22 protein-coding genes are annotated in these 21496 nt (G+C 39.3%); 11 read left to right on the top strand and 11 right to left on the bottom strand.

Annotated elements, in window-relative coordinates; all coding sequences use genetic code 11:
• Positions 1–6 precede the first annotated feature (6 nt).
• On the top strand, positions 7–213 hold the full coding sequence (locus ABFU83_RS01675) for a hypothetical protein (protein WP_347068408.1): 207 nt from the start codon (positions 7–9) through the stop codon (positions 211–213).
• 216 nt (positions 214–429) lie between these two features.
• Here ABFU83_RS01675 and ABFU83_RS01670 read toward each other — a convergent pair whose 3' ends face one another.
• Positions 430–1437 (bottom strand): beta-ketoacyl-ACP synthase III, encoded by a 1008-nt coding sequence (locus tag ABFU83_RS01670; protein ID WP_347068406.1) that lies wholly within the window; start codon positions 1435–1437, stop codon positions 430–432.
• Positions 1438–1659: 222 nt separating this feature from the next.
• On the opposite strand from ABFU83_RS01670, the gene ABFU83_RS01665 reads away from it, so the two are divergent.
• Complete coding sequence (locus ABFU83_RS01665) at positions 1660–4077, top strand: prolyl oligopeptidase family serine peptidase (protein ID WP_347068404.1); 2418 nt, start codon at positions 1660–1662, stop codon at positions 4075–4077.
• Between the two features lie 2 nt (positions 4078–4079).
• On the opposite strand, the gene ABFU83_RS01660 is transcribed toward ABFU83_RS01665, so the two are convergent.
• The 6 genes from ABFU83_RS01660 to ABFU83_RS01635 form a co-directional block, all read right to left on the bottom strand.
• Complete coding sequence (locus ABFU83_RS01660; protein ID WP_347068402.1) at positions 4080–4295, bottom strand: hypothetical protein; 216 nt, start codon at positions 4293–4295, stop codon at positions 4080–4082.
• 205 nt (positions 4296–4500) lie between these two features.
• Complete coding sequence (locus tag ABFU83_RS01655) at positions 4501–4902, bottom strand: hypothetical protein (RefSeq protein ID WP_347068401.1); 402 nt, start codon at positions 4900–4902, stop codon at positions 4501–4503.
• Positions 4903–4912: 10 nt separating this feature from the next.
• Entirely contained in the window at positions 4913–5857 is a 945-nt protein-coding gene (locus ABFU83_RS01650) for an ABC transporter ATP-binding protein (RefSeq protein ID WP_347068400.1), read from the bottom strand.
• A gap of 69 nt (positions 5858–5926) precedes the next feature.
• Positions 5927–7240, bottom strand: a complete 1314-nt coding sequence (locus ABFU83_RS01645; protein ID WP_347068398.1) for an AarF/UbiB family protein — start codon at positions 7238–7240, stop codon at positions 5927–5929.
• 26 nt (positions 7241–7266) lie between these two features.
• Positions 7267–7938 carry a TetR family transcriptional regulator C-terminal domain-containing protein gene (locus ABFU83_RS01640; RefSeq protein WP_347068396.1) on the bottom strand — a complete coding sequence of 224 codons (672 nt, stop codon included), beginning with the start codon at positions 7936–7938 and terminating at the stop codon, positions 7267–7269.
• A gap of 175 nt (positions 7939–8113) precedes the next feature.
• Positions 8114–8992, bottom strand: coding sequence for an NAD(P)H-binding protein (locus ABFU83_RS01635; RefSeq protein WP_347068394.1), 879 nt, complete (start codon positions 8990–8992; stop codon positions 8114–8116).
• Between the two features lie 80 nt (positions 8993–9072).
• Between ABFU83_RS01635 and ABFU83_RS01630 the strand changes: the two genes are divergently transcribed.
• Together ABFU83_RS01630 and ABFU83_RS01625 are read left to right on the top strand one after the other, a co-directional pair.
• On the top strand, positions 9073–9432 hold the full coding sequence (locus ABFU83_RS01630; RefSeq protein WP_347068392.1) for a helix-turn-helix domain-containing protein: 360 nt from the start codon (positions 9073–9075) through the stop codon (positions 9430–9432).
• Positions 9433–9458: 26 nt separating this feature from the next.
• Complete coding sequence (locus ABFU83_RS01625) at positions 9459–10238, top strand: alpha/beta hydrolase (RefSeq protein ID WP_347068390.1); 780 nt, start codon at positions 9459–9461, stop codon at positions 10236–10238.
• Between the two features lie 65 nt (positions 10239–10303).
• Here ABFU83_RS01625 and ABFU83_RS01620 read toward each other — a convergent pair whose 3' ends face one another.
• Positions 10304–10999 carry an OmpA family protein gene (locus ABFU83_RS01620; protein WP_136403155.1) on the bottom strand — a complete coding sequence of 232 codons (696 nt, stop codon included), beginning with the start codon at positions 10997–10999 and terminating at the stop codon, positions 10304–10306.
• A gap of 20 nt (positions 11000–11019) precedes the next feature.
• On the bottom strand, positions 11020–11496 hold the full coding sequence (locus ABFU83_RS01615) for a lipocalin family protein (protein WP_136403154.1): 477 nt from the start codon (positions 11494–11496) through the stop codon (positions 11020–11022).
• 177 nt (positions 11497–11673) lie between these two features.
• Here ABFU83_RS01615 and htpG point away from each other — a divergent pair, with 177 nt between their 5' ends.
• On the top strand, positions 11674–13554 hold the full coding sequence (gene htpG, locus ABFU83_RS01610; protein WP_347068387.1) for a molecular chaperone HtpG: 1881 nt from the start codon (positions 11674–11676) through the stop codon (positions 13552–13554).
• Positions 13555–13623: 69 nt separating this feature from the next.
• Here htpG and ABFU83_RS01605 read toward each other — a convergent pair whose 3' ends face one another.
• Together ABFU83_RS01605 and ABFU83_RS01600 are read right to left on the bottom strand one after the other, a co-directional pair.
• Positions 13624–14409 carry a hypothetical protein gene (locus ABFU83_RS01605; RefSeq protein WP_347068386.1) on the bottom strand — a complete coding sequence of 262 codons (786 nt, stop codon included), beginning with the start codon at positions 14407–14409 and terminating at the stop codon, positions 13624–13626.
• A gap of 4 nt (positions 14410–14413) precedes the next feature.
• The gene (locus ABFU83_RS01600; RefSeq protein WP_168732783.1) at positions 14414–14575 is read right to left on the bottom strand and encodes a hypothetical protein; all 162 of its coding nucleotides are present in this window, start codon (positions 14573–14575) and stop codon (positions 14414–14416) included.
• 300 nt (positions 14576–14875) lie between these two features.
• On the opposite strand from ABFU83_RS01600, the gene ABFU83_RS01595 reads away from it, so the two are divergent.
• The 6 genes from ABFU83_RS01595 (at position 14876) to ABFU83_RS01570 (ending at position 21414) form a co-directional block, all read left to right on the top strand.
• On the top strand, positions 14876–15664 hold the full coding sequence (locus tag ABFU83_RS01595; RefSeq protein ID WP_347068384.1) for a hypothetical protein: 789 nt from the start codon (positions 14876–14878) through the stop codon (positions 15662–15664).
• Positions 15665–15836: 172 nt separating this feature from the next.
• The gene (locus ABFU83_RS01590; protein WP_347068382.1) at positions 15837–16733 is read left to right on the top strand and encodes a DMT family transporter; all 897 of its coding nucleotides are present in this window, start codon (positions 15837–15839) and stop codon (positions 16731–16733) included.
• Between the two features lie 382 nt (positions 16734–17115).
• Positions 17116–17799 carry an aquaporin Z gene (gene aqpZ / locus ABFU83_RS01585; protein ID WP_347068381.1) on the top strand — a complete coding sequence of 228 codons (684 nt, stop codon included), beginning with the start codon at positions 17116–17118 and terminating at the stop codon, positions 17797–17799.
• Positions 17800–18238: 439 nt separating this feature from the next.
• A complete protein-coding gene (locus tag ABFU83_RS01580) occupies positions 18239–18520 on the top strand; it encodes a TIGR03643 family protein (RefSeq protein ID WP_300486143.1) in 282 nt (93 codons plus the stop codon).
• A gap of 56 nt (positions 18521–18576) precedes the next feature.
• Positions 18577–19524 (top strand): alpha/beta hydrolase, encoded by a 948-nt coding sequence (locus ABFU83_RS01575; protein ID WP_347068379.1) that lies wholly within the window; start codon positions 18577–18579, stop codon positions 19522–19524.
• A gap of 45 nt (positions 19525–19569) precedes the next feature.
• Positions 19570–21414: a peptidase M61 gene (locus ABFU83_RS01570; protein ID WP_347068377.1), complete on the top strand. Its 1845-nt coding sequence runs from the start codon at positions 19570–19572 to the stop codon at positions 21412–21414.
• Positions 21415–21496: the final 82 nt, after the last annotated feature.

Below are 21496 nucleotides of genomic sequence, written 5' to 3'. Positions count from 1 at the left end.
CGTACTATGCAAGAATTAACACTATCAAAAATGACAACGATAAGTGGAGGACACTTAAGTCCCGATTGCAAAAATGCGTTAATTGGTGCAGGAATCGCATCGGGAGGTCTCTTACTTTCTGCTGCTGGCGGACCCATAACCTTAGCATTTGGTTTTGCAGGTTTTATTTGGGAAGTAGGTCATAATTTAGGGGCATGCCACGGTGAACTATAATACCGTTAAAAAATTAGAGCGGTTACTATTTAACCGCTCTAGTCTATTTAATTTTATCCGATTATGAAACAACTTAAAGTAATTCTAACCCTGATAATGGTTTTAGTTTGCGTTGGATATATGTTGTTTACAAAACAATATAGTATGCCAGCGATTATCATTATAGCCGTGCTTCTGGCATATTATAATAAAACCGGAAAATGTAATTATTGGTAATTACCACTTAATAATCGCACTTGCCCAGGTAAATCCACTACCAAAAGCTGCCAATACTACCGTATCGCCGTCTTTGATTTTCCCTTGTTCCCAGGCTTCGGTCAAAGCGATCGGAATCGAGGCAGCGGTTGTATTTCCATATTTTTGGATATTGTTATGAACCTGATCGTCGGTGAGTTTGAATTTTTGTTGAATAAACTGTGAAATTCTCAGGTTTGCCTGATGCGGAATCAACATATCGATATCGGATACCTGCAGGTTGTTCGCCTGTAATCCTTCCATGATCACTTCGCTAAAACGAACCACCGCGTTTTTAAACACAAATTGTCCGTTCATATACGGATAGTAACTTTCGTCGTTCGGATCATTATCCGCCAGAATATCCGTTACCCAACGTTGTCCCATACCCGGCGCTTTTAACACCAACTCATCGGCATGTTCCCCTTCGGAATGTAAATGCGTTGACAATATACCTTTACCCGGAGTTTCGCTTCGGCTTAAAACCGCAGCTCCGGCACCATCTCCAAAAATTACCGATACGCCACGACCTCTGGTGGTCATGTCTAATCCGGTGGAATGCACTTCAGAACCAATAATCAATATATTTTTATACATACCGGTTTTGATAAACTGATCGGCTACCGAAAGCGCATATACAAATCCGGAACACTGATTCCGCACGTCCAAAGCACCCACTGTACGCAATCCCAAATCTCTTTGTACGGCAACACCCGGCCCTGGGAAATAATAATCCGGACTTAAGGTTGCGAAAACTACAAAATCAATATCTTCTTTAGCCACACCCGAACGTTCGATTGCAATTTTAGCAGCTTTAACGCCCATCGTTGTGGTGGTATCTTCTCCTCTGATTACATGGCGTCGTTCCTGAATACCGGTTCGCTCCTGGATCCACTCATCGTTGGTATCCATAATTTTTGACAAATCATCATTCGTTACCACATTATCGGGAACGTAATAGCCTAATCCTGAAATTTTTGACTGATACATTTTTTTATTTTTTTATTAAAAACAGGGATGCAAATTTACAAATTATAAAAAAACATATTGCCTTATCCTTTTATTTTTCACACAATCTCAGACCGTTAGCACCAACAACCTTCTTTTTTCATAAAACTTACCTCACTTTTGTAACAAGAGTCGGCTATCGGAGACCTATCCTTTATACGAAATCTTCGTAAGTTATAAATCACTATTAATCGTAACACGAATATGAAATTAATGTACAAATCGGTTTTATTTGTGCTATTGGGAATCACCCCACTATTCGCACAGGAAAACACCACCTACCAGAAACCGCCAGCCAGTATCTTACAGTTGGCCGATTTTGAAAGAGCGCCATCCGTTATCATGGATACCAAAAAAGAATGGATGCTACTCACGTATCGCAACACCTACAAAAGTTTGGACGACCTCAACCAGGAAGAATTACGTCTGGGTGGTTTACGAATCAATCCGGTAACCAATATTTCGAGTACGGTTACCTATATGAACAATATAAAAGTGCGCCGTATTAAGGATAAAAACATAATACAGGTACAAGGTTTACCGCAAAATCCGAAGATCAGCAACCTTTCCTGGTCGCCGGATGAGAAAAAAATGACTTTTACCCATACCACTGCCACCGGAGTGGAATTATGGATTTTGGATATTGCAACGGCTAAAGCCACAAAACTAACCGATGCCAATTTGAATGCGAATCTTGGGAATCCTGTTAATTGGTTCCGCGACGGGCAAAGTCTTTTGGTAAAAATGTTACCGAAAAACAGACCGGCTTTAATCGATGCAAAAAAAGACTTACCAAATGGTCCAATTGTATCGACCAGCGAAGGAAAAGTTTCCCAAAACAGAACGTATCAGGATTTGTTAAAAAACAGAACCGATGAAGCCAACTTCGAAAACATAACCACTTCGGAATTATACCGTATCGGATTGGATGGTAAAAGCAGTCTTTTTAAAGCAGCCGATATGTATGCCGGAGAAACATTTTCACCGGACGGAAATTACCTATTGGTAACTGTCCTTCAAAAACCGTTTTCGTATATCGTACCGCTAAACCGTTTTCCACAAAAAACAACCGTTTATGATCTAAACGGAAAAGAAGTTAAAGTGGTAAATGAAGTTCCGTTAACAGAGATCATGCCAAAAGGTTTTATGGCCGTGCGCAAAGGAAAAAGAAGTATGAACTGGAGAAACGATGCTCCGGCGACACTTTTCTTTGCCGAAGCATTGGATGAAGGAAATCCGGAAAACAAAGTGGAATTCCGCGATCAGTTGTATTTATGGTCGGCGCCTTTTACGGCCAATCCGACGCCATTAGTAAAAACACAACAACGTTTTAGCGATATCATTTGGGGTAACGACAAAATCGCCATTGTATCTGACAGTTGGTATGACACACGTAATACCAAAACCTATCTGATCAACCCATCGAATCCATCGGAAGCACCAAAAGTAATCTGGGATCGAAACGAACAGGATATTTATTCCGATCCGGGGAATTTTGAAACCGTTAAAAATGTTTACGGAAAACGTGTATTAGCACTGGAAAATGACAATGCCTTTTTAATTGGTGCGGGTTATACCAAAAACGGACAATTTCCTTTTATCGATGAATTCAACATCAAAACCTTAAAGACAAAACGTCTGTATCAATCGGCTTATACCGATAAAATGGAGAGTATTTTCTCTATTGAGGATTTCAAAAAAGGTGATGTTTTGGTGCTAATTCAGTCCAAAAGTGAGTTCCCGAATTACTACTTCCGTAACATCAAAAAGAAAAATCAGTTAACACAGGTTACCGATTTTGCCAACCCGTTTGAGAGTATTAAAAACGTCTATAAAGAAGTGATCAAATACAAACGTAAAGACGGTGTGGAACTATCGGGTACGCTATACTTACCGGCCGGTTACGACCGTACGGCTAAAAAAGACAAACTACCGTTACTGATCTGGGCCTATCCAACCGAATACAAAGACAAAAACAGCGCCGGACAAAGTTCGTCGAATCCAAATGAGTTTACCTTCCCGTACTACGGATCGTTTATCTATTGGGTAACCCGTGGTTATGCCGTTTTGGATGACGCTGCTTTCCCGATTGTTGGAGAAGGAAAAACCGAACCGAATGATACTTTTATACCGCAATTGGTAGCCAATGCCGAAGCTGCAATCGATGCAGTAGATAAATTAGGCTATATCAACCGTAAAAAAGTTGCCGTTGGTGGCCATTCGTATGGTGCTTTTATGACAGCAAATTTATTAACGCATTCCAACTTGTTTGCTTGTGGTATCGCACGTAGTGGTGCTTACAACCGAACACTAACGCCTTTTGGTTTCCAAAGTGAACAACGTAACTATTGGGAAGTGCCAAACATTTATAACGAGATGTCACCGTTTATGAATGCCGAGAAAATGAAAATACCTCTTTTATTGGTGCATGGCGAAGCCGATAACAACCCGGGAACGTTTACCCTACAAACAGAACGTTACTTCCAGGCTTTAAAAGGTTTGGGCGCACCAGCGAGAATGGTTATCCTACCGAAAGAATCACACGGCTATGTAGCCAAAGAAAATATTTTCCATTTGCTATGGGAACAGGATCAATTCCTTGAAAAATATCTTAAAAATTAATCCTAAAATCCCTCCTGTAACAAGGAGGGATTTTTCTTTTGTGCTGAAATGCTTTTATTTTTCGCTGCATATTCCTTTAGCGATTTCCCATATGCTTTAATTTCTGCTCTACTGATCTCTCTAATCTTGACAATCCCATTTATAATGGTTTTGACGGTAATCACACTTTTATAGTTTGCGGCATTTTCCAAACAAACATGATTATTAGCAATAAGCATACGATTGACTTTCCGAATTGTTCCCGGCTATATTTTAAATTTCAACTCTTGCATCACTCCTTCATTTTAAATTCCTGACTATATCTAAGATACGAAAAAAAATATTTTTATAACAAAAATTTAAAAACAGGATAATTTTACAACATCTCATAAAAACGATGCCCCGTTACTTTATGCTATAAAAAAACTCCAACAAATGGAGTTTTTATTTCAACTTCGATCGAATCGCTTGTATTTTATTTTGTCGTTCCATCGAAAAGGTAGCGGTAGCTTTATTAACATAGTCATAGATAGTAACCGCTTTCCGGTATAGATTTTCCTGATAGTCTTTTCCCTGACCAACTTGCGTTAGATAATCGGCAAAAAGTTCCAGATTGTCCGCCGAAAATCCCGGATTTTCCAACAAGAACGAAATGATATTTTCCGGTTCCACGTTTAGCAACGCATCCAATCCAAAACCTATTTCTTCTGTCAACGCTTTATCGACCGGATCCGAATCCAACGTAAGTCCGCTACCGGATCCTCCGCCTTTCATTCGTTCCATCAATCGTTTTAAAGCAAATCCGAGTTCGCTAATTTGCCGCATTAAGCTATCTTCTCTTGGCATCGTATATTATTTAGCTGATCATTAAGGTTACTTCCTCATTGTTTTCCAGTGCTGCATCGTGTTCAAAAAAGATCACTTTTCGGTCAAAAATACCTTTAATCAGATAGTGACTTCCTTTATAATACGATTGCTTGGCCAGTACTTTCATTTTTCCGCTTTCCACAACCCGCAATTGATGCGGATACAACAATACCACCTCATCTTCTCCTTCGACTTCTACGATATCCGACAACTTCAGTTCGTTAACCTCGCCAAAAAGCGAAGCGGTATATTTATTTACCGGATTATTATAAATGATCGTCGAAGGCCCGCGGTCTACAATTTTACCGTCGAATAACACAAAGGTTTCATCGGCAAAAGACAAAGCATCCGTACTATCATGTGTTGCCACGATACAGGTAATTTTTTTGGCTTTCAAATAGGCAAACAAATTGCGTCGCAGTGCATTTTTTCTAAAATTATCAATGTGACTAAACGGCTCATCCAGCAACATCACTTCCGGTTCCAACGCCAATACCCTTGCCAGCGCGATACGTTGCTGCTGACCACCACTCAGGTATTTTGCCTTTACATTAGCATATTCTGTCATTTCCACAATTTCCAACAACTCCTGAATGCGCTGTTTCTTTTCCTCCGGGTAGAAATTTGATAAAAACTTCCCGACATTTTCGGCCACCGTTACATACGGCATCAGATCAAAATCCTGAGCGAGGTATTTGATAAACGGCATACCGGCTACCAGATTGTATTTGGGTCCGAGTACCTGGGTTTCGCCCCAGAAAATCTGACCTTCATCCAGATCATATAAACCGTAAATCAGTTTTAAAAGGGTACTCTTTCCACATCCGCTTTCACCAATAACCGCAATATGCTGTCCCTTTTCAATGGTAAAATCGATATTCTTAATTATCGTTTTTTCGTTATAACCGAACGAAATATTTTTTACGTGTAGCATTCTTATTTTTTAGAGGCACAAAATTACAAAGTTTCCTTATCCAACAACAGGAAGACAGCGGTAATCCTTTTAGGAGATTTGATATTTTTCAAAATTTCGGGTATCAATCCGTGCTTTAAGGTCGTGCAACAGGTTATACAGTCCAAAAAAAGTACGGTTGATATACAGGAAGTGTTTCGATCCGCGGTTACCGTTCATTTTCCGTAATTGGGTATCTTTCGAAAAAGCTTCCCCCATTTTGGCGATATTCTCAAAAAAATCTGCATTTGAAAAATCGAAATAATCTCCGTGGAAAGGCTGCGTAAACAGACTTAGCAACTGGTGAAACAATTCCGAGAAATACGCAATTTCGTCTGGCGTATCGTCTGGTCGGAGGATTTCAAGCTCGAATAATTTTTCACGGAACAATACCGGGTGGTTGATCACTTCCGGTCGGGCCAATTCAAAATACGGAATATAAAAATCTTCCGGTACCTGTTTGATACAACCGAAATCGATAGCAATCAGATTCGCTTCGGTATCCACCAGAAAATTCCCGGGATGCGGATCGGCATGCACCTGTTTTAACGTATGCATCTGAAACATATAAAAATCCCATAAGGCCTGTCCGATACGATCACCTTTTTGCGGATCGGTATTACTCGCAGCGAACTCCGATAAATGTTGTCCATCCATCCAATCCATCGTGATGATTTTTTCGGACGACCATTCCGGATAATAACCCGGAAATTTCAGGTTTTCTATAGCAGCACAGGCTTTGGCAATGGCCATTCCCTGTTTTAATTCCAATTTGTAATCGGTTTCTTCGAGCAATTTTTGTTCTACTTCCTTAAAATATTTATCCGAGTCCTTTCCTTGCAGGTTAAACATTTTAATGGCAAATGGTTTGACAATAGCCAAATCCGAACTAATACTGTCGGCAACTCCGGGATACTGGATTTTCACAGCCAGTTTTTTTCCGTTTTTGGTCGCCTTATGCACCTGACCGATGCTTGCCGCATTTACCGAATCGGGCGTAAAAGTATCGTATAAGGTTTCCGGATATTCGCCCTGATATTTTTTAAAGGTTTTGCGAACCAACGGCGCCGATAATGGCGGAACGGAAAATTGTGCCAGTGAAAACTTTTCCACATACGCTTTCGGCATGATGTTTTTTTCCATGCTGAGCATTTGCGCTACTTTTAACGCACTTCCCTTCAGATTTTTCAATCCGTCGTAAATATCCTCTGCATTATTTTCGTTGAGTTTGTCTTTAGACAGTGTCGGATTTACCATTTTTTCGCCATAATAAGCCAGATAATTTCCGCCCACTTTCAAACCAGTTTTGACGAGGGCTCCTGCCCGTTCCATTTTGTTTGTCGGGATTTTATTGAGTGTTTTCATAGGGTCAAACGATTTTTAGGAAGGATCTAGTTAAATCTTTCTTTCCAGACAAACTTGCCGAGATCAAAAAGGCTTTCCAAGGGTGTTGTATCCAATACATCGAATGCAGCTTTTACTGCTTTTTCGATCATGATATCCGTTTTTTCGAAACCAACCGATGTATCGTCTATCCAAAACTTCAGGATAAATAGAAATTGTACCCAGGCGGCTTCCGTCAATATCGGTTTGGCCACCTTATCGATTTTTTCATGTTTATCGGCAAACTGAGCCTGTATTTCTTCCTTAAGGAACTTTTTAAATCGATTGCGGAGTTTACGCAGTTGTTTCAGATTATGTAAACCCTTTTCGTTTTCCTTTAGTACAAAGTAGACATAACTTCTGTTTAACGTCAGGATTTCAAAAAAAGTAAAGTACAACGCCAGTAATTTATTCCGGTTGGAATAGGTTGCAAAAGCCTCATCGTTTTTAAGACTTGTCACCGCATTCTCGAACAGCTTGATCCAGATCGTTTCCCGGATTCCATCCAATGAAGTAAAAAAACTGTAAAATGTGGTTTCGTCAATTTTATTTTCTTTGCAAAATAGAAACACACTCACCGGTTCCTGGTGTTTTTCGAGAACCTGGTTCATATAATTGGTAATAATCGTATCTTCTGTAACGGATTCTTTTTTTCCGTTGGTTCTTTTTGTCACCGCCATAATCAAATTATATTTAAGGTTTTGTAAAGTTACAAAGCGATTGATGCGATAATCCAAAAAATAAACAAAATATTTGTTAAATATCTTTCATAAAAATTGAACAACAGAATTGTAAAAACAAGACCTGACCCGTTTTAAAAACTTGTCAGGTCTGTTCATTCCGATTTCGTTATTCTTAGAAACCGGCAGCAAAAATCTTCGCAAAATCTTCCAGTTTCGTTTGCCCGTCTACCGGCGAACCATTGTGTTCGAAATCGGCCGGAATCGTTCCATTTCGGAAACCAGAACCCATTTCGGCATACAATTGCGCCACCTCTTCCGGAAGTCCGGCTTGTTGCATTCCCTGTAAAGCCTGTTCGTCTGTAAATTCAACCCAAGGCAATTCCGGATTTCCAATCGCAGTACCCAGCACCTGAGCTGCTTCATTTGGCGTACGGACATCACTCACAATATAGCGGACATTTTTACCGGTACTGTTTTTTTGCAATTCCTCGGCAGCAGCGGTTGCGATATCACCCGGATATACAAACGGCACACGAATAGCACCCGGATAATTCGCGCCCATAATTCCCATTCCTTTGATCAATGGCACATCGTTGTAAAAATTGGTAAAGAACAAACCGGCACGCAAAAAGGTTACGGAAACCGATTCCAATTCGTTGTAGATTTTCTCGATGTTATGTAATCCCGCGATTGGTCCGTTTCCGGTTGGCAAATCCCCACCAATACTACTCAACATCACTACGCGTTTTACGCCCGATGCGGTAATCGCAGCTGCAAAAGCTTTACCGGCTTCGGTTGTATTGGCAATGATATTGGCTCCGCCCATATTGGGTGGTGTCATGACAAAAACGGCATCTGCGCCGGTAAATACTTTTTTTAAGAAATTGGCATCACTTACCGACCCGATGGCCGCTACAGCGCCTAAATCGGCAATTGCTTGTTGTCTGTCGGCTGTGCTACTGATAACCGTTACGTGATGTCCCGCGGCTACTAATTTTGTGGTTAACGGTTTTCCGATGTTCCCTAAAGAACCTGAGATTGTTATTTTCATGTGAATTGTTTTTTAATTTGACAGGACAAAGGTATATTTGTACTTACTTTTACACAAGTACTTACCCTAAAGTATGTATCATGACAGCGATTAAAGAAACTTCAACCATACAGGAAAACAAACGATATGCCTTGGAACAATGCCCGGTGAGTTATGTTATGGAACGAATAGGCGGTTATTGGAAACCGATTATTCTGTATCATCTTTCCAAAGGCGACAAACGTTATAGTGAATTGAAGAGGGCTATTCCAGCCATTACCGAAAAAATGCTCATCCAGCATTTAAAACAACTGGAAGCCGACAATCTGGTAATCCGCGAGGCCAAACCGGTTGTCCCCCCTTTTGTCACCTACAGACTGAGCAATGCGGGTGTTGGTTTATTACCGGTGATTGAAGCGATGGCGCAATGGGCTTTTCAGGATATGGAAGGGAAATTCTAGATTATTCAATTTTCAGCTTACTTTTTATGTATCAGAATACGATCGAAACACAACTTTCTATAAACGGAAAAACACTTTATATTTATTTTCAAAAGAAGTATCCAGACAAACCGACATTGGTCTTTTTACACGATTCGTTAGGATGCGTGCAACTCTGGCGCGATTTCCCTAAAAAACTGGCCGAAGCCTCGCAATGCAACCTATTGGTTTACGACAGGCCCGGATATGGCAAATCGGCTCCGATACCCACATACGAAAGACCGGTTGCTTATCTGGAAGAAGAAGCCACTGTTTTAAACGAATTACTCGCTCATTTAGAAATTGATCAAGCTATTTTATTCGGACATAGCGATGGTGGTTCGATTGCACTGATTACCGCCAGTAACTATCCAAAACGTATCAAAGCCGTGATTTGTGAAGCGGCTCATATTTTTGTAGAAGAAGTTACCCTAAAAGGAATCCGTGAAGCGATGGAAGCTTATACCACTACAGACTTAGCAGTTCGTTTACAGAAATACCACGGGGATAAGGTGGACACGTTGTTTAAAGCCTGGACATTAACCTGGACCCGTGACGATTTTAGGAGTTGGAACATCGAAAAATTAGTATCCAAAATAAGTTGTCCGCTATTGTTTATTCAGGGAGAAGCCGATGAATACGGTACACTCGAACAGGTTTTTAAAACGATCCGTCAGGTTTCCGGGCGATCGGAACACTATCTTATTCCGGACATTGGTCATACGCCACATAAAGAAGCTCCGGAACTGACATTACATGCCGCAGAATATTTTATCAAAAGCCTTTAATTCCAGCACAAAATAAAAAAGACTGTCGTTTCGACAGTCTTTTATGTTTTATATAATTCGGAATATTAATTTCCGCCTTGTTTTTTAGCATCCTGAACCATTTTCTCATTTGCTGTGATAGCAAACTCAACACGACGGTTTTTGCTACGTCCTTCCGGAGTATCGTTTGTTGCAATCGGATCGGCAATACCCATTCCGGATACTTTAAAACGATTAGAAGACAAGCCTTTTCCGGCCAAATAACTTTTTACGGAAGCCGCTCTTTGCTCAGACAACGACTGGTTGTATTCCACTTTACCGGTATTATCAGTATAACCGTAAATCACGATATCCGTATCGGCATAGCTTTGGAAAACCGGAACCAATTTATCTAGATTCGCTTTGGCAGAAGCTGTCAGTGTCGATTTGTTCGTATCAAAACGAACGGCATTTTCGCCCAATACCAATTTAATACCTTCTCCAACTCTTTCAACTTCGGCACCGGGTACCGCCTGTTCGATTTCACGGGCCTGTTTGTCCATTTTGTTTCCGATAACACCACCGGCAACACCACCAACAACACCACCGAGAACCGCACCTAAAGCACCATTTCCACCTTTACCGATATTGTTTCCAAGTACACCACCCAAAACCGCACCGGCTACAGCACCGATACCGGCACCTTTTTGAGTATTATTTGCGTTTTTAACCGAATCACAGCTTGTAAAAACGGATCCGATCATGAATACCGCTGCTATTGTATAAATTGTTATCTTTTTCATATTCTTAATTTTACTTTTTATTAGTTCAATTTTTCAAACTGGTATACAACGTCTGTCAGTTTACCACCTACGTTGATTTTATCGATCAACTGGAACGATGTTTCCGACTGATTGGCTAATTTCAACACATAGCCTTCTTTTACTTTTTTGGCTTTTTCACCCGCATCCAGAAGTTTTAAAACAAACTCACCTTCTTTATTTACAAACCAGGTAAAAGCAGAAGCGAAAGCCGGACAATTGGCTTTTTCCAGGGCCATATTCCCTTTGTTGTTGTTTGAAATAAATTTCCAGCTGCTTCCTTCAAAGCACTTTGAATCGGCGATCTGAAACGAATTCACCTTAATGTATTCTGAACCCGGGTAACTAACAGAGCTTAAAACCCAGTTACCTTTAATTGCAACCTGTGAAGTTCGGTCTAACTTCGTGTTGGTTACCGACGTTGACTTACATGAAAACAGCATCATGGTAAGTACACTTAAGAAAATTAATTTTTTCATATAGAGCGCTTTAAAATAACTAACACAAATATACTACCTACAGCCTAAATTTGTTAAATTTTGAGTAAGAATTTTTCCATTAAAAGATGCATTTCGGTCATTTTGTCACTTTTTTTCGGTTTGGTACTTAATTTGTATAAATCAGGAAAAGTTTAACAAAAAAAATACAGCTATTATATGACTACAGGAAAAATCAATGTATCGGTAGAAAACATCTTTCCTTTAATCAAGAAGTTTTTATACAGTGACCACGAAATTTTCCTTCGTGAACTTGTATCGAACGCGACGGATGCCACACTAAAATTAAAACACCTTACCAGTATTGGCGAGTCTAAAGTAGAATATGGAAATCCGATTATAGAGGTAAAGATCAACAAAGACGCTAAAAAAATACACATTATCGACCAGGGATTGGGTATGACAGCCGAAGAGGTTGAAAAATACATCAATCAGGTTGCCTTTTCAGGAGCGGAAGAATTTTTGGAAAAATACAAAGATTCGGCTAAAGATTCCGGAATCATCGGGCATTTCGGACTTGGTTTTTACTCGGCCTTTATGGTTGCCGAAAAGGTGGAAATCATCACCAAATCCCACAAAGACGAACCGGCTGCACACTGGACTTGCGACGGAAGCCCGGAATTCACATTAGTAGCATCTGATAAAACCGACAGAGGAACGGAAATTATCCTCCATATTGCTGAGGATTCGCTGGAATTTCTGGAGGAAGGAAAAATCCGTGAGTTACTGATCAAATACAATAAATTTATGCCGGTTCCGATTAAATTCGGAACACGTACTGAAAAAGTAACCACCGGCGAAGGTGACGATGCGACGGAAGAAACCATCACCGTAGACAACATCATCAACAACCCAAATCCGGCCTGGACCAAACAGCCGAGCGATCTTAACGATGCCGATTATAAAAACTTCTACCGCGAATTGTATCCGATGCAATTCGAAGAACCGCTATTCAACATCCATTTAAATGTTGATTATCCATTTAACCTGACCGGTATCTTGTATTTCCCGAAAATGTCGGCCGATTTACAAATTCAAAAAGACAAAATCCAGTTGTATCAAAACCAGGTTTTTGTTACAGATAACGTAGAAGGAATCGTTCCGGAATTTTTAACGATGTTAAAAGGCGTTATCGACTCTCCGGATATTCCGTTAAACGTATCGCGTTCATACTTACAGGCGGATGGAAACGTAAAGAAAATTTCAAACTATATTACCCGTAAGGTAGCCGATAAATTAAAATCGTTGTTTACTGAAAACCGTGAGGATTTCGAACAGAAATGGAACGATATCAAAATCGTTTTGGAATACGGAATGCTATCCGAGCCGAAATTCTATGAAAAAGCAGGTGCTTTCGTATTATATCCTTCTGTAGATGGAAAATACTATACGCTGGACGAATTAAAAGAAGCCCTGAAAGACAAACAAACGGACAAAGACGACAAACTGGTTGTTTTATACGCTTCAAATAAAGATGTACAGCACAGCTATATCGAATCGGCAAAAGAAAAAGGCTACGAAGTATTATTACTGGACAGCCCGATTGTTTCGCACCTGATTCAAAAACTGGAAGCCGACAATGAAAAACTGACGTTCACCCGAGTGGATTCGGATCATATTGACAATCTGATTAAAAAAGAAGATAACCCGATTTCAAAACTATCCGAAGACGAGCAAAACAACCTTAAAACGGTGTTGGAAGAAATCGTACCAAAAACATCCTATACGGTTCAGTTGGAAGCAATGGACAGCAAAGCGGCTCCATTTATGATCACACAACCGGAGTTTATGCGCCGAATGAAAGAAATGAGTCAGTCCGGTGGTGGCGGTATGTTTGGTATGGGTAATTTCCCGGAAATGTATAACCTGATCATCAATACAAATTCCGATCTGGCTACTACCATTTTAAATACAGCCGACAAACAGGCACAGGAAGGTCTTGTAAAACAGGCTTTGGATTTGGCTAAGTTATCTCAGAATCTTTTAAAAGGAGAAGAGCTAACCGCCTTTGTAAAACGTAATTTCGAGTTAATCAAATAACTCCAATTATTATATTCGACTATTTAGGAAAAGCAGCAGGGCAACCTGTTGCTTTTTTTTATATTAGAATTATTCCGACAATTGTATCGCATTGTCCTTTTCTTCCTCCGATAATTCCGCCTCATCAACTTCCTCAAAATTGATATACTTAAAGTTGATATTAATGATATCTGAATTTGGAATCATTAGATAACGACTGGAAATCACATAATAGTCTTCGTCCTCAGCCTTATCATTTTCCAGATACCTCCGAATCGGATACTTTAAATGTACAGCTTCCAAATCGCCTTTACCATCTACATAATAATTAAAATATTCACCGGTGTACAATACCGTACGTCCATTTACTTTACAAAGTACATTGATAATTTTATTGGTGATTTCTTCGTATTCATCCGGAACATCGGGAAAATCCAAACATTCTCCGGAAAAGATATAATGCCATTTATTCGAAAAACGGAAATAGCGAAACTTGCGATCTAATTTAAAAAAGCGAACCATTTTCCGCAACAGATAGCCGGCTACAAAAGAGGTTTTAAAAAGAATAAGATTATAAAAAAATATCGCATATTTATAATCGTTTAATTGAGCAAAACTGGCATCTGCTTTTTGAGAAGTTCCCAAAACCAAATTTCCCAATTGCACAAAATCGACAGAATACCGAGAGGCATTTTGTATGATCGCGACAAAGATGATGTGTAATGTGAGTGCCGGAATGATTGACCAAGTCAATTCGTTAACCAGATTTCTATTGGAATCTGCAACACTTAATTTAGAAGAATTATACGCAATTCGGGCCAAAAACCCCGGAGCAAGGATGATAAACAGTAATACTGTTGTAAAGGCAATATTCATCCCGTTATCCCAATTCCCTTACTCTAAAATAGCGCCCTCCGATTTTTACCAACTGACTCTCTCCGCTAACGGCACTTATTTTATGCGCAATACGAACCAGTCCGCTTCCAATTTCGGGATTAGAAGTAACCGAAGCTTTTCCGCTCTTATGTATAAACTTTAACATTGTAAAAGTATTAGCTCTTACAAATATACAAATAATTTCTACTCGAAAAAACCGGTAAATGGATAACAATCAAAAATATAAGTTCATTCCTGCCATTATTACAGCAAAAAAGTGATTTTTCGCACTAGTAATCTCGATACTCAATCCCACACTATTAAGTTCACAAAACAAACACCATTAAAACCAAAAAACACACAAAATGTCTAAACAATATTTTATTAATACAATAATAACACTCAATACGTAATAATTTTAATACATTTTAATACATTTGGCATATAAAACCTTAAATCTATTTCTATGAAGAAAATTACTTTTTATGCTATGACCTTGTTTGTAGCATTGGTAGGCAGTTCTGTTTTCGCACAAACTGCACAACAAAATTTAGACTACGCAATCCAATCAGCCGAAAACATCCAACAGGATACACCAGCTGCTAAAACAGCAGCAGTACAATTGGCAAAACAAATCGTATTATTAAATGCACCAAATGCACAACAATTTTACGATGCCATGTTTGTTCAGGTAAATTCCATCCAAAACAATTCTGACGATGTAGATTATTTTGCCAGCCTAGCGCGTACAGCATCTCAAAATGCTTTTTCGACAGCCAGCATTAACGCTATCACTGCCGAATTGGTAAACCTAAACGATATCCTTATCGGATTAACATTCCAAATCAACGATGCGTTAGCTGCAAATGATAACGCTACCGCTTTAAACCTGATTCCAAATGTAAAAAGCGTATTGGATCAACAGTACACTACAACTACAAGCCTTATCAACGAAATCAATTCGGTGGCTACTGCTATCAAAACCTACAACGTTTGTATGAAACTGGTAGATCACCTTGGAAATCCTATTACCTACAACGATTTACACGGTTATTATGCCTATAACGATGCAAATGTATATTTCTATCCTGAAAATTACGGTGACTGTTATAGCAACTTAGCTCCGGGCACATACACATTCCGCGCTTATAACGGTTATTTTAGCGGTGCATCAGCAACTACAGTAACCTTATCGGATAGCCTTGTAAATGCCAACGGTGTTATTGAAGTAACTCTAGTATACTGGTCGGAATAATCACTGATCAACAACGATATATCAAAAGGATTGATCGCAGTGTCAATCCTTTTTTTATCTATTTCATTCAAAATCAGCACCTATTTTACCAAAATATCATTTTTTTTCCGATTGATTATTCTAACTAAACGGGATAGCTTATCTTTGCAGGCTGTTTTAAAATCAAATAATAATGTCAGGAAACAAAGTTTTAAAGGGAGTTTTTTTAGTAGGATTAGGTGCTACCAGCTATGGAATGCTGGCAACATTTGTAAAACTAGCCTATCAGGAAAACTATACCACTGCCGAGGTTACGTCGTCTCAATTTATTTTGGGCATCATCGGAATCTTAATCATCAATGCTTTTCAGAAATCCAAAAATAAAGGTACTGTCGTAAAAGCCACCAAAAAGAATATCGCTCAGTTAATGCTGGCCGGAACATCATTGGGAATGACCAGTGTTTTCTATTATCTAGCCGTAAAATACATTCCCGTATCGATTGGTATCGTTTTGTTGATGCAAACGGTATGGATGGGTGTTCTACTGGAAATGTTTATCGACAAAAAGCTACCGTCATTACAAAAAGTAATATCGGTGATCATTGTTTTAGGCGGTACCGCACTGGCCACCAACATCTTTAAAAATGAAATTCAGCTGGACTGGCGCGGATTAATGTGGGGAATGCTTGCAGCCGCTTCCTTCACGACAACCATGTTTACTGCCAACAGTGTTGCCACCGGAATATCGCCGGCACAACGAAGCCTATATATGCTATTAGGTGGTGCCGTGATTGTATTCGGATTCGGGATTTTTACACAAACGACCCCGTATAACTTTGGAATTTTCTTGAAATGGGGAATTGTACTATCCCTATTCGGGACCATCATTCCACCGATGTTGATGAATGCCGGATTTCCACATACCGGAATCGGATTAGGCAGTATCGTATCCTCATTGGAATTACCCGTTTCGGTTATGATGGCTTTTGTGATTCTTAACGAAACCGTAGTCCTAACACAATGGATAGGAATTTTACTCATCATTCTCGCGATTATCATTATGAACATTTCGTTCAAAAAAAAGAATTAATATAGAATTTTCTGGTAAAAATGATTATATTCGTGATACGGATATAATCATTTAACTACCTGAAAATGAGTTTAACCTGGCAATCCCTTTTACCGCTTTCGCCTTGCAGCACATCGGTTGCCGGTCTCTACAGAAGTAGTACATTATATACGCAAAGCCCCTCTTTTACTATCCCGGATTTCCACACGAATAAAGTTTTTATTTCGATTTCGGTTCTACAATCCCTAATTTCCTTTTCCGCCTTTTTACCGGTTTGTCTGTGGCAACAGTATACTTTACTGTTCGACCGCACTACATTTGTATGCTCCAAATATTTTGATCAAGCCTCTCGTTTTCCCTAAAAATACATGTATTACAATTGTTTAACTAATCCCTTTATTTTATGAAAAAACTTATCGCAGAATTCATTGGAACATTTTGGTTGGTTTTAGGAGGTTGTGGTAGCGCAGTGCTGGCCTGTAACTTTCCCGACGCAGGAATTGGTTTTGTTGGAGTCGCTTTGGCTTTCGGACTTACCGTACTGACAATTGCTTATTCGCTTGGGCATATTTCCGGCGCACATCTTAACCCGGCGGTTTCTATCGGATTGTGGGTTGGCGGTCGTTTCGATGCCAAAGAGCTCATCCCTTATATTGTGGCTCAGGTTTTGGGCGGTATAGCCGCTGCGGGTATATTGTACGTAATCGCAACAGGTAACGGTAGTGATATCGGCGGATTTGCTTCGAATGGTTATGGAGAACTTTCGCCGGGCAAATACAGTATGAATGCTGCTTTTCTCACTGAAGTTGTAATGACCTTTATCTTCCTTATTGTGATTCTCGGCGCTACAGACGACAGAGCGCCAAAAGGTTTTGCCGGATTGGCCATCGGATTGGCTTTAACCCTGATTCATTTGATCAGTATTCCGGTTACAAACACCTCTGTTAATCCAGCCCGGAGTATAAGTCAGGCGGTTTTTGTAGGTGGCGAAGTGTTAAGTCAATTATGGCTGTTTATCGTGGCTCCGATTATTGGCGCACTGATTGCCGGTATTGTCTATAAATCCCTATTTAGTAAAGAATCGTGAACCAAAAAATACATTTTGAAAAACGGCCTTATCGATAAGGCCGTTTTTGATCCCCTTTTTTATATTCCTTTTTTATATTCCTTTTGACCTGACAAAAAACTACATTTCGTCCCAGATCTGTCACAACCATTTTAAAACAATCTCAATAAGTCAATTATTTTCATATTATTATAGGAATCATCCACTTTTTAAGCCGGACAACAACTAAAAAGTTCGCTTTACATTGATTTAAAACTGTAAAAAAATTGAGGTATCCGCTAGATAAATACTGCTGAAACACTATTTTTTTGCTCATTTTTCAAAAGCAAAAAACATTTTGGTCTGATTTTTGAAAAATCAAAAAAAATAACACCATCCTTATTGCTCAATTCATTTTTTTAGTAATATTGAGTGTGTAAATAAACCATTAAAAACATTTATTTGATTAATTTTTCATCTGATGAAAAAAAGCAAAGTTTTAGAATTTGACAAGGAAACAATTGATAGAATTGTCACTATGGCTCAGGAGGAAAAAAGACCTTTTGAAGTAATAAAAGAAGAATTTGGAATTTCAGAAAGCGAAGTTACCGAAATGGTTCGCAAAAAGTTATCAAAAGACAATTTTGAACTTTGGAAAAAAAAGGTTACTGCCAATAAGCCAAAACCAAAGCCACAACGCTATAACGATCTGGAAGATGATGACCTGGACAGTAAATACTACTTTAAAAATAAATTCGATTAAATCTACTGAGGCCTGTTAAAACAGGCCTTTTTTATACTCAGACAGTCTTAACAACCATGATCAAAAAAATAGCACTATCGCTTTTCCTTTGTATTTCCATACCTTCGATCGCACAGGAAACACCGTTTAAAATAACCGAAATACAGATCAATTCTTTACTAAAAGGCGATCTGTATACACCGGTTCCTGAAATCAAAAAACCAACATTGATCATCCTAATTGCCGGTTCCGGACCAACCAATCGGAACGGTAATCAGATTGGTATGCAAAACAATTCACTAAAATACCTGGCTGAAGATCTGGCAACAGAACATCGGGCTGTTTTTACCTACGACAAACGGGTGATTGCACAAATCATTTCCGGAACCGTTAACGAAAAAGACATGCGTTTTGAGGATATGATTACCGATGCCGCAACAGTTTTTGATCATTTTAAAAAAACCGGGAACTATAGTAAAATCGTATTTGCCGGTCATAGTGAAGGTTCTCAAATCGGTATGATCGCAGCGCAACAAACCAAGGTCGACGGATTTATATCGATTGCCGGACCGGGAAGACCAATAGACGAAATATTAATTGATCAGATCACCAAACAAGCTCCCGGTGTAAAAGAAGAACTAATAAGTAGTTTAGAAAAAATTAAAAAAGGCGAAACGGTGAGCGTAAAAAGTCCGTTGCTGAGTTCCATTTTTCGGGAAAGCGTTCAACCCTATATGACGTCGTGGATGCAATACAAGCCGCAACAGGAAATCCAGAAATTAAAAATTCCGGTACTACTTCTTAACGGAACCAAAGATTTACAGGTAGCCGAATCGGAAGCCGAACGATTAAAAAAGGCAAAACCGGATGCTTCGCTGACAATAATTCCGAATATGAATCACGTCTTAAAAACCATAACCGGGGACGATGCTGAAAACCGGGCTTCCTATAGTAAGCCCGAAATCCGCAATACACCGGAGCTGGCTCAGGCGATAAATCTTTTCTTAAAAAAGCATAAATTGTAACAAAAAAGCAATTTTAAACACCTATATACAACTAAAAATATTACAATGAAAAGACTTATCTATACATTAGCAATGGCTGCGATGGTAATGAGCTGTAAAACAGCACAACAACCACAGGCAGTTGCAGTAAACGATGTAAAAGTTGCTATTGATTTAAAAAATGTAACGGACGACAAAGTAATGGTTACCATTATGACACCATCGTTTACTACTGAAACCGCAACCTTCCATATCCCTAAAATTATTCCGGGAACCTATTCTGAGGACGATTACGGTAAATTTATCGACGACTTTAAAGCCTATGATACCAAAGGGAATCTCCTTCCGGTAAATAAATCCGATGCGAATTCCTGGCAGATTTCCAATGCCAAAACCTTAAGCAAAGTAACCTATTGGGTAAACGACACCTATGATGTAGAAAGTACGCACGATATTTTTTCGCCGGCCGGAACCAATATTGCCGCAAACGAAAACTTTATGCTGAATACGCATGGATTTGTGGGTTATTTCCAGGGAAAAGGTGAAATTCCATATACGGTAACCGTATCCCATCCGGCAACTTTATGGGGTGCTACTTCGTTAACCGATACCGATCCGAGTAACGAATCGGACACTTTTACTACTTCCCGTTATGCCGAACTGGTAGACAATCCAATTATGTATTCCAAACCCGATTACACCACTTTTACGGTTGACGGAATGGAAATCCTGATCAGCGTATATTCGCCAAACGGAACGTATACCGCAAAAGACATCACTCCGGAAATGGAAACGATGATGCGTGCACAGAAAAAATTCTTAGGTCCGTTTAACACCACTAAAAAATACAGTGTGTTATTATATCTTTCGGATATAAAAAAACCGGACGCTAAAGGATTCGGAGCTTTGGAGCACACGACTTCCACAACCGTGGTTATGCCGGAAATGATGCCAAAAGCGCAGTTGGTGGAACAATTAAAAGACGTGGTTTCCCATGAGTTTTTCCATATTGTAACGCCATTGAGTATCCACTCAAACGAAATTCAGTATTTCGATTACAATACGCCTAAAATGTCCGAGCACTTATGGATGTATGAAGGTGTAACGGAATATTTCGCTAACCTGTTCCAGGTAAACCAGGGTTTAATTTCCGAAGATGATTTTTACGGCAGAATGTCTGAAAAAATAGCAACTTCAAAACGTTTCGACGACAAAATGCCATTTACAAAAATGAGTAAAAACATTTTGGACAAACAATATAAAGATTCGTATTATAACGTATACCAAAAAGGAGCTTTGATCGCCATGTGTATTGACATTCAGATGCGTGAAAGCAGCAATGGTCAGCGTGGTATTTTAAGTCTGATGCAAGCCTTATCCAAAGAATACGGAAATAGCCGACCGTTTAACGACGACGAATTATTTGCTAAAATTACGGCCTTAACCTACCCTGAAGTAGGCGAATTCCTGACTAAATATGTAGCTGGTGACACACCAATTCCATACGACGTCTATTTCGCCAAAGTTGGTGTAAAAGAAGGAACCGTTAAAAAGCCATCCAATCCGTTTTTAAAAGGTGAAATGCCATATATCACGATAAATCCGGCGACCAAAGAGATTGTAGTACTTCCGGAGATCGAACTCAATGCTTTTATGAAAAAGATAGGTTTGAAAAATGGCGACACCATCCTTTCGATCAACGGAACTGCGTATAACCTTGACAACATCTACGAAATGATCATGTCGAGCATGGATTGGAAAGAAAACGACCCGATCACCATGCAGATCAAACGTAAAGACAAAGAGCAAACTTTAAAAGGAAAAGTAACCTTAAGCATGGAAGATGTAGAAGGATTACACTTTACGGATACTTCGAAAGCCAAGCTAAAAGAAGCCTGGTTAAAAGGATAATCCAAAACAGAACCATATCCGGTCTGAATCAAAAAAACCTGTTCTTAAGCAACAGGTTTTTTTATACTCCGAAGTGAAAAAC

The organism is Flavobacterium sp. WV_118_3 (assembly GCF_039778605.1).
Taxonomy (GTDB): domain Bacteria; phylum Bacteroidota; class Bacteroidia; order Flavobacteriales; family Flavobacteriaceae; genus Flavobacterium.
This window is presented reverse-complemented; position numbering and strand designations above follow the sequence as displayed.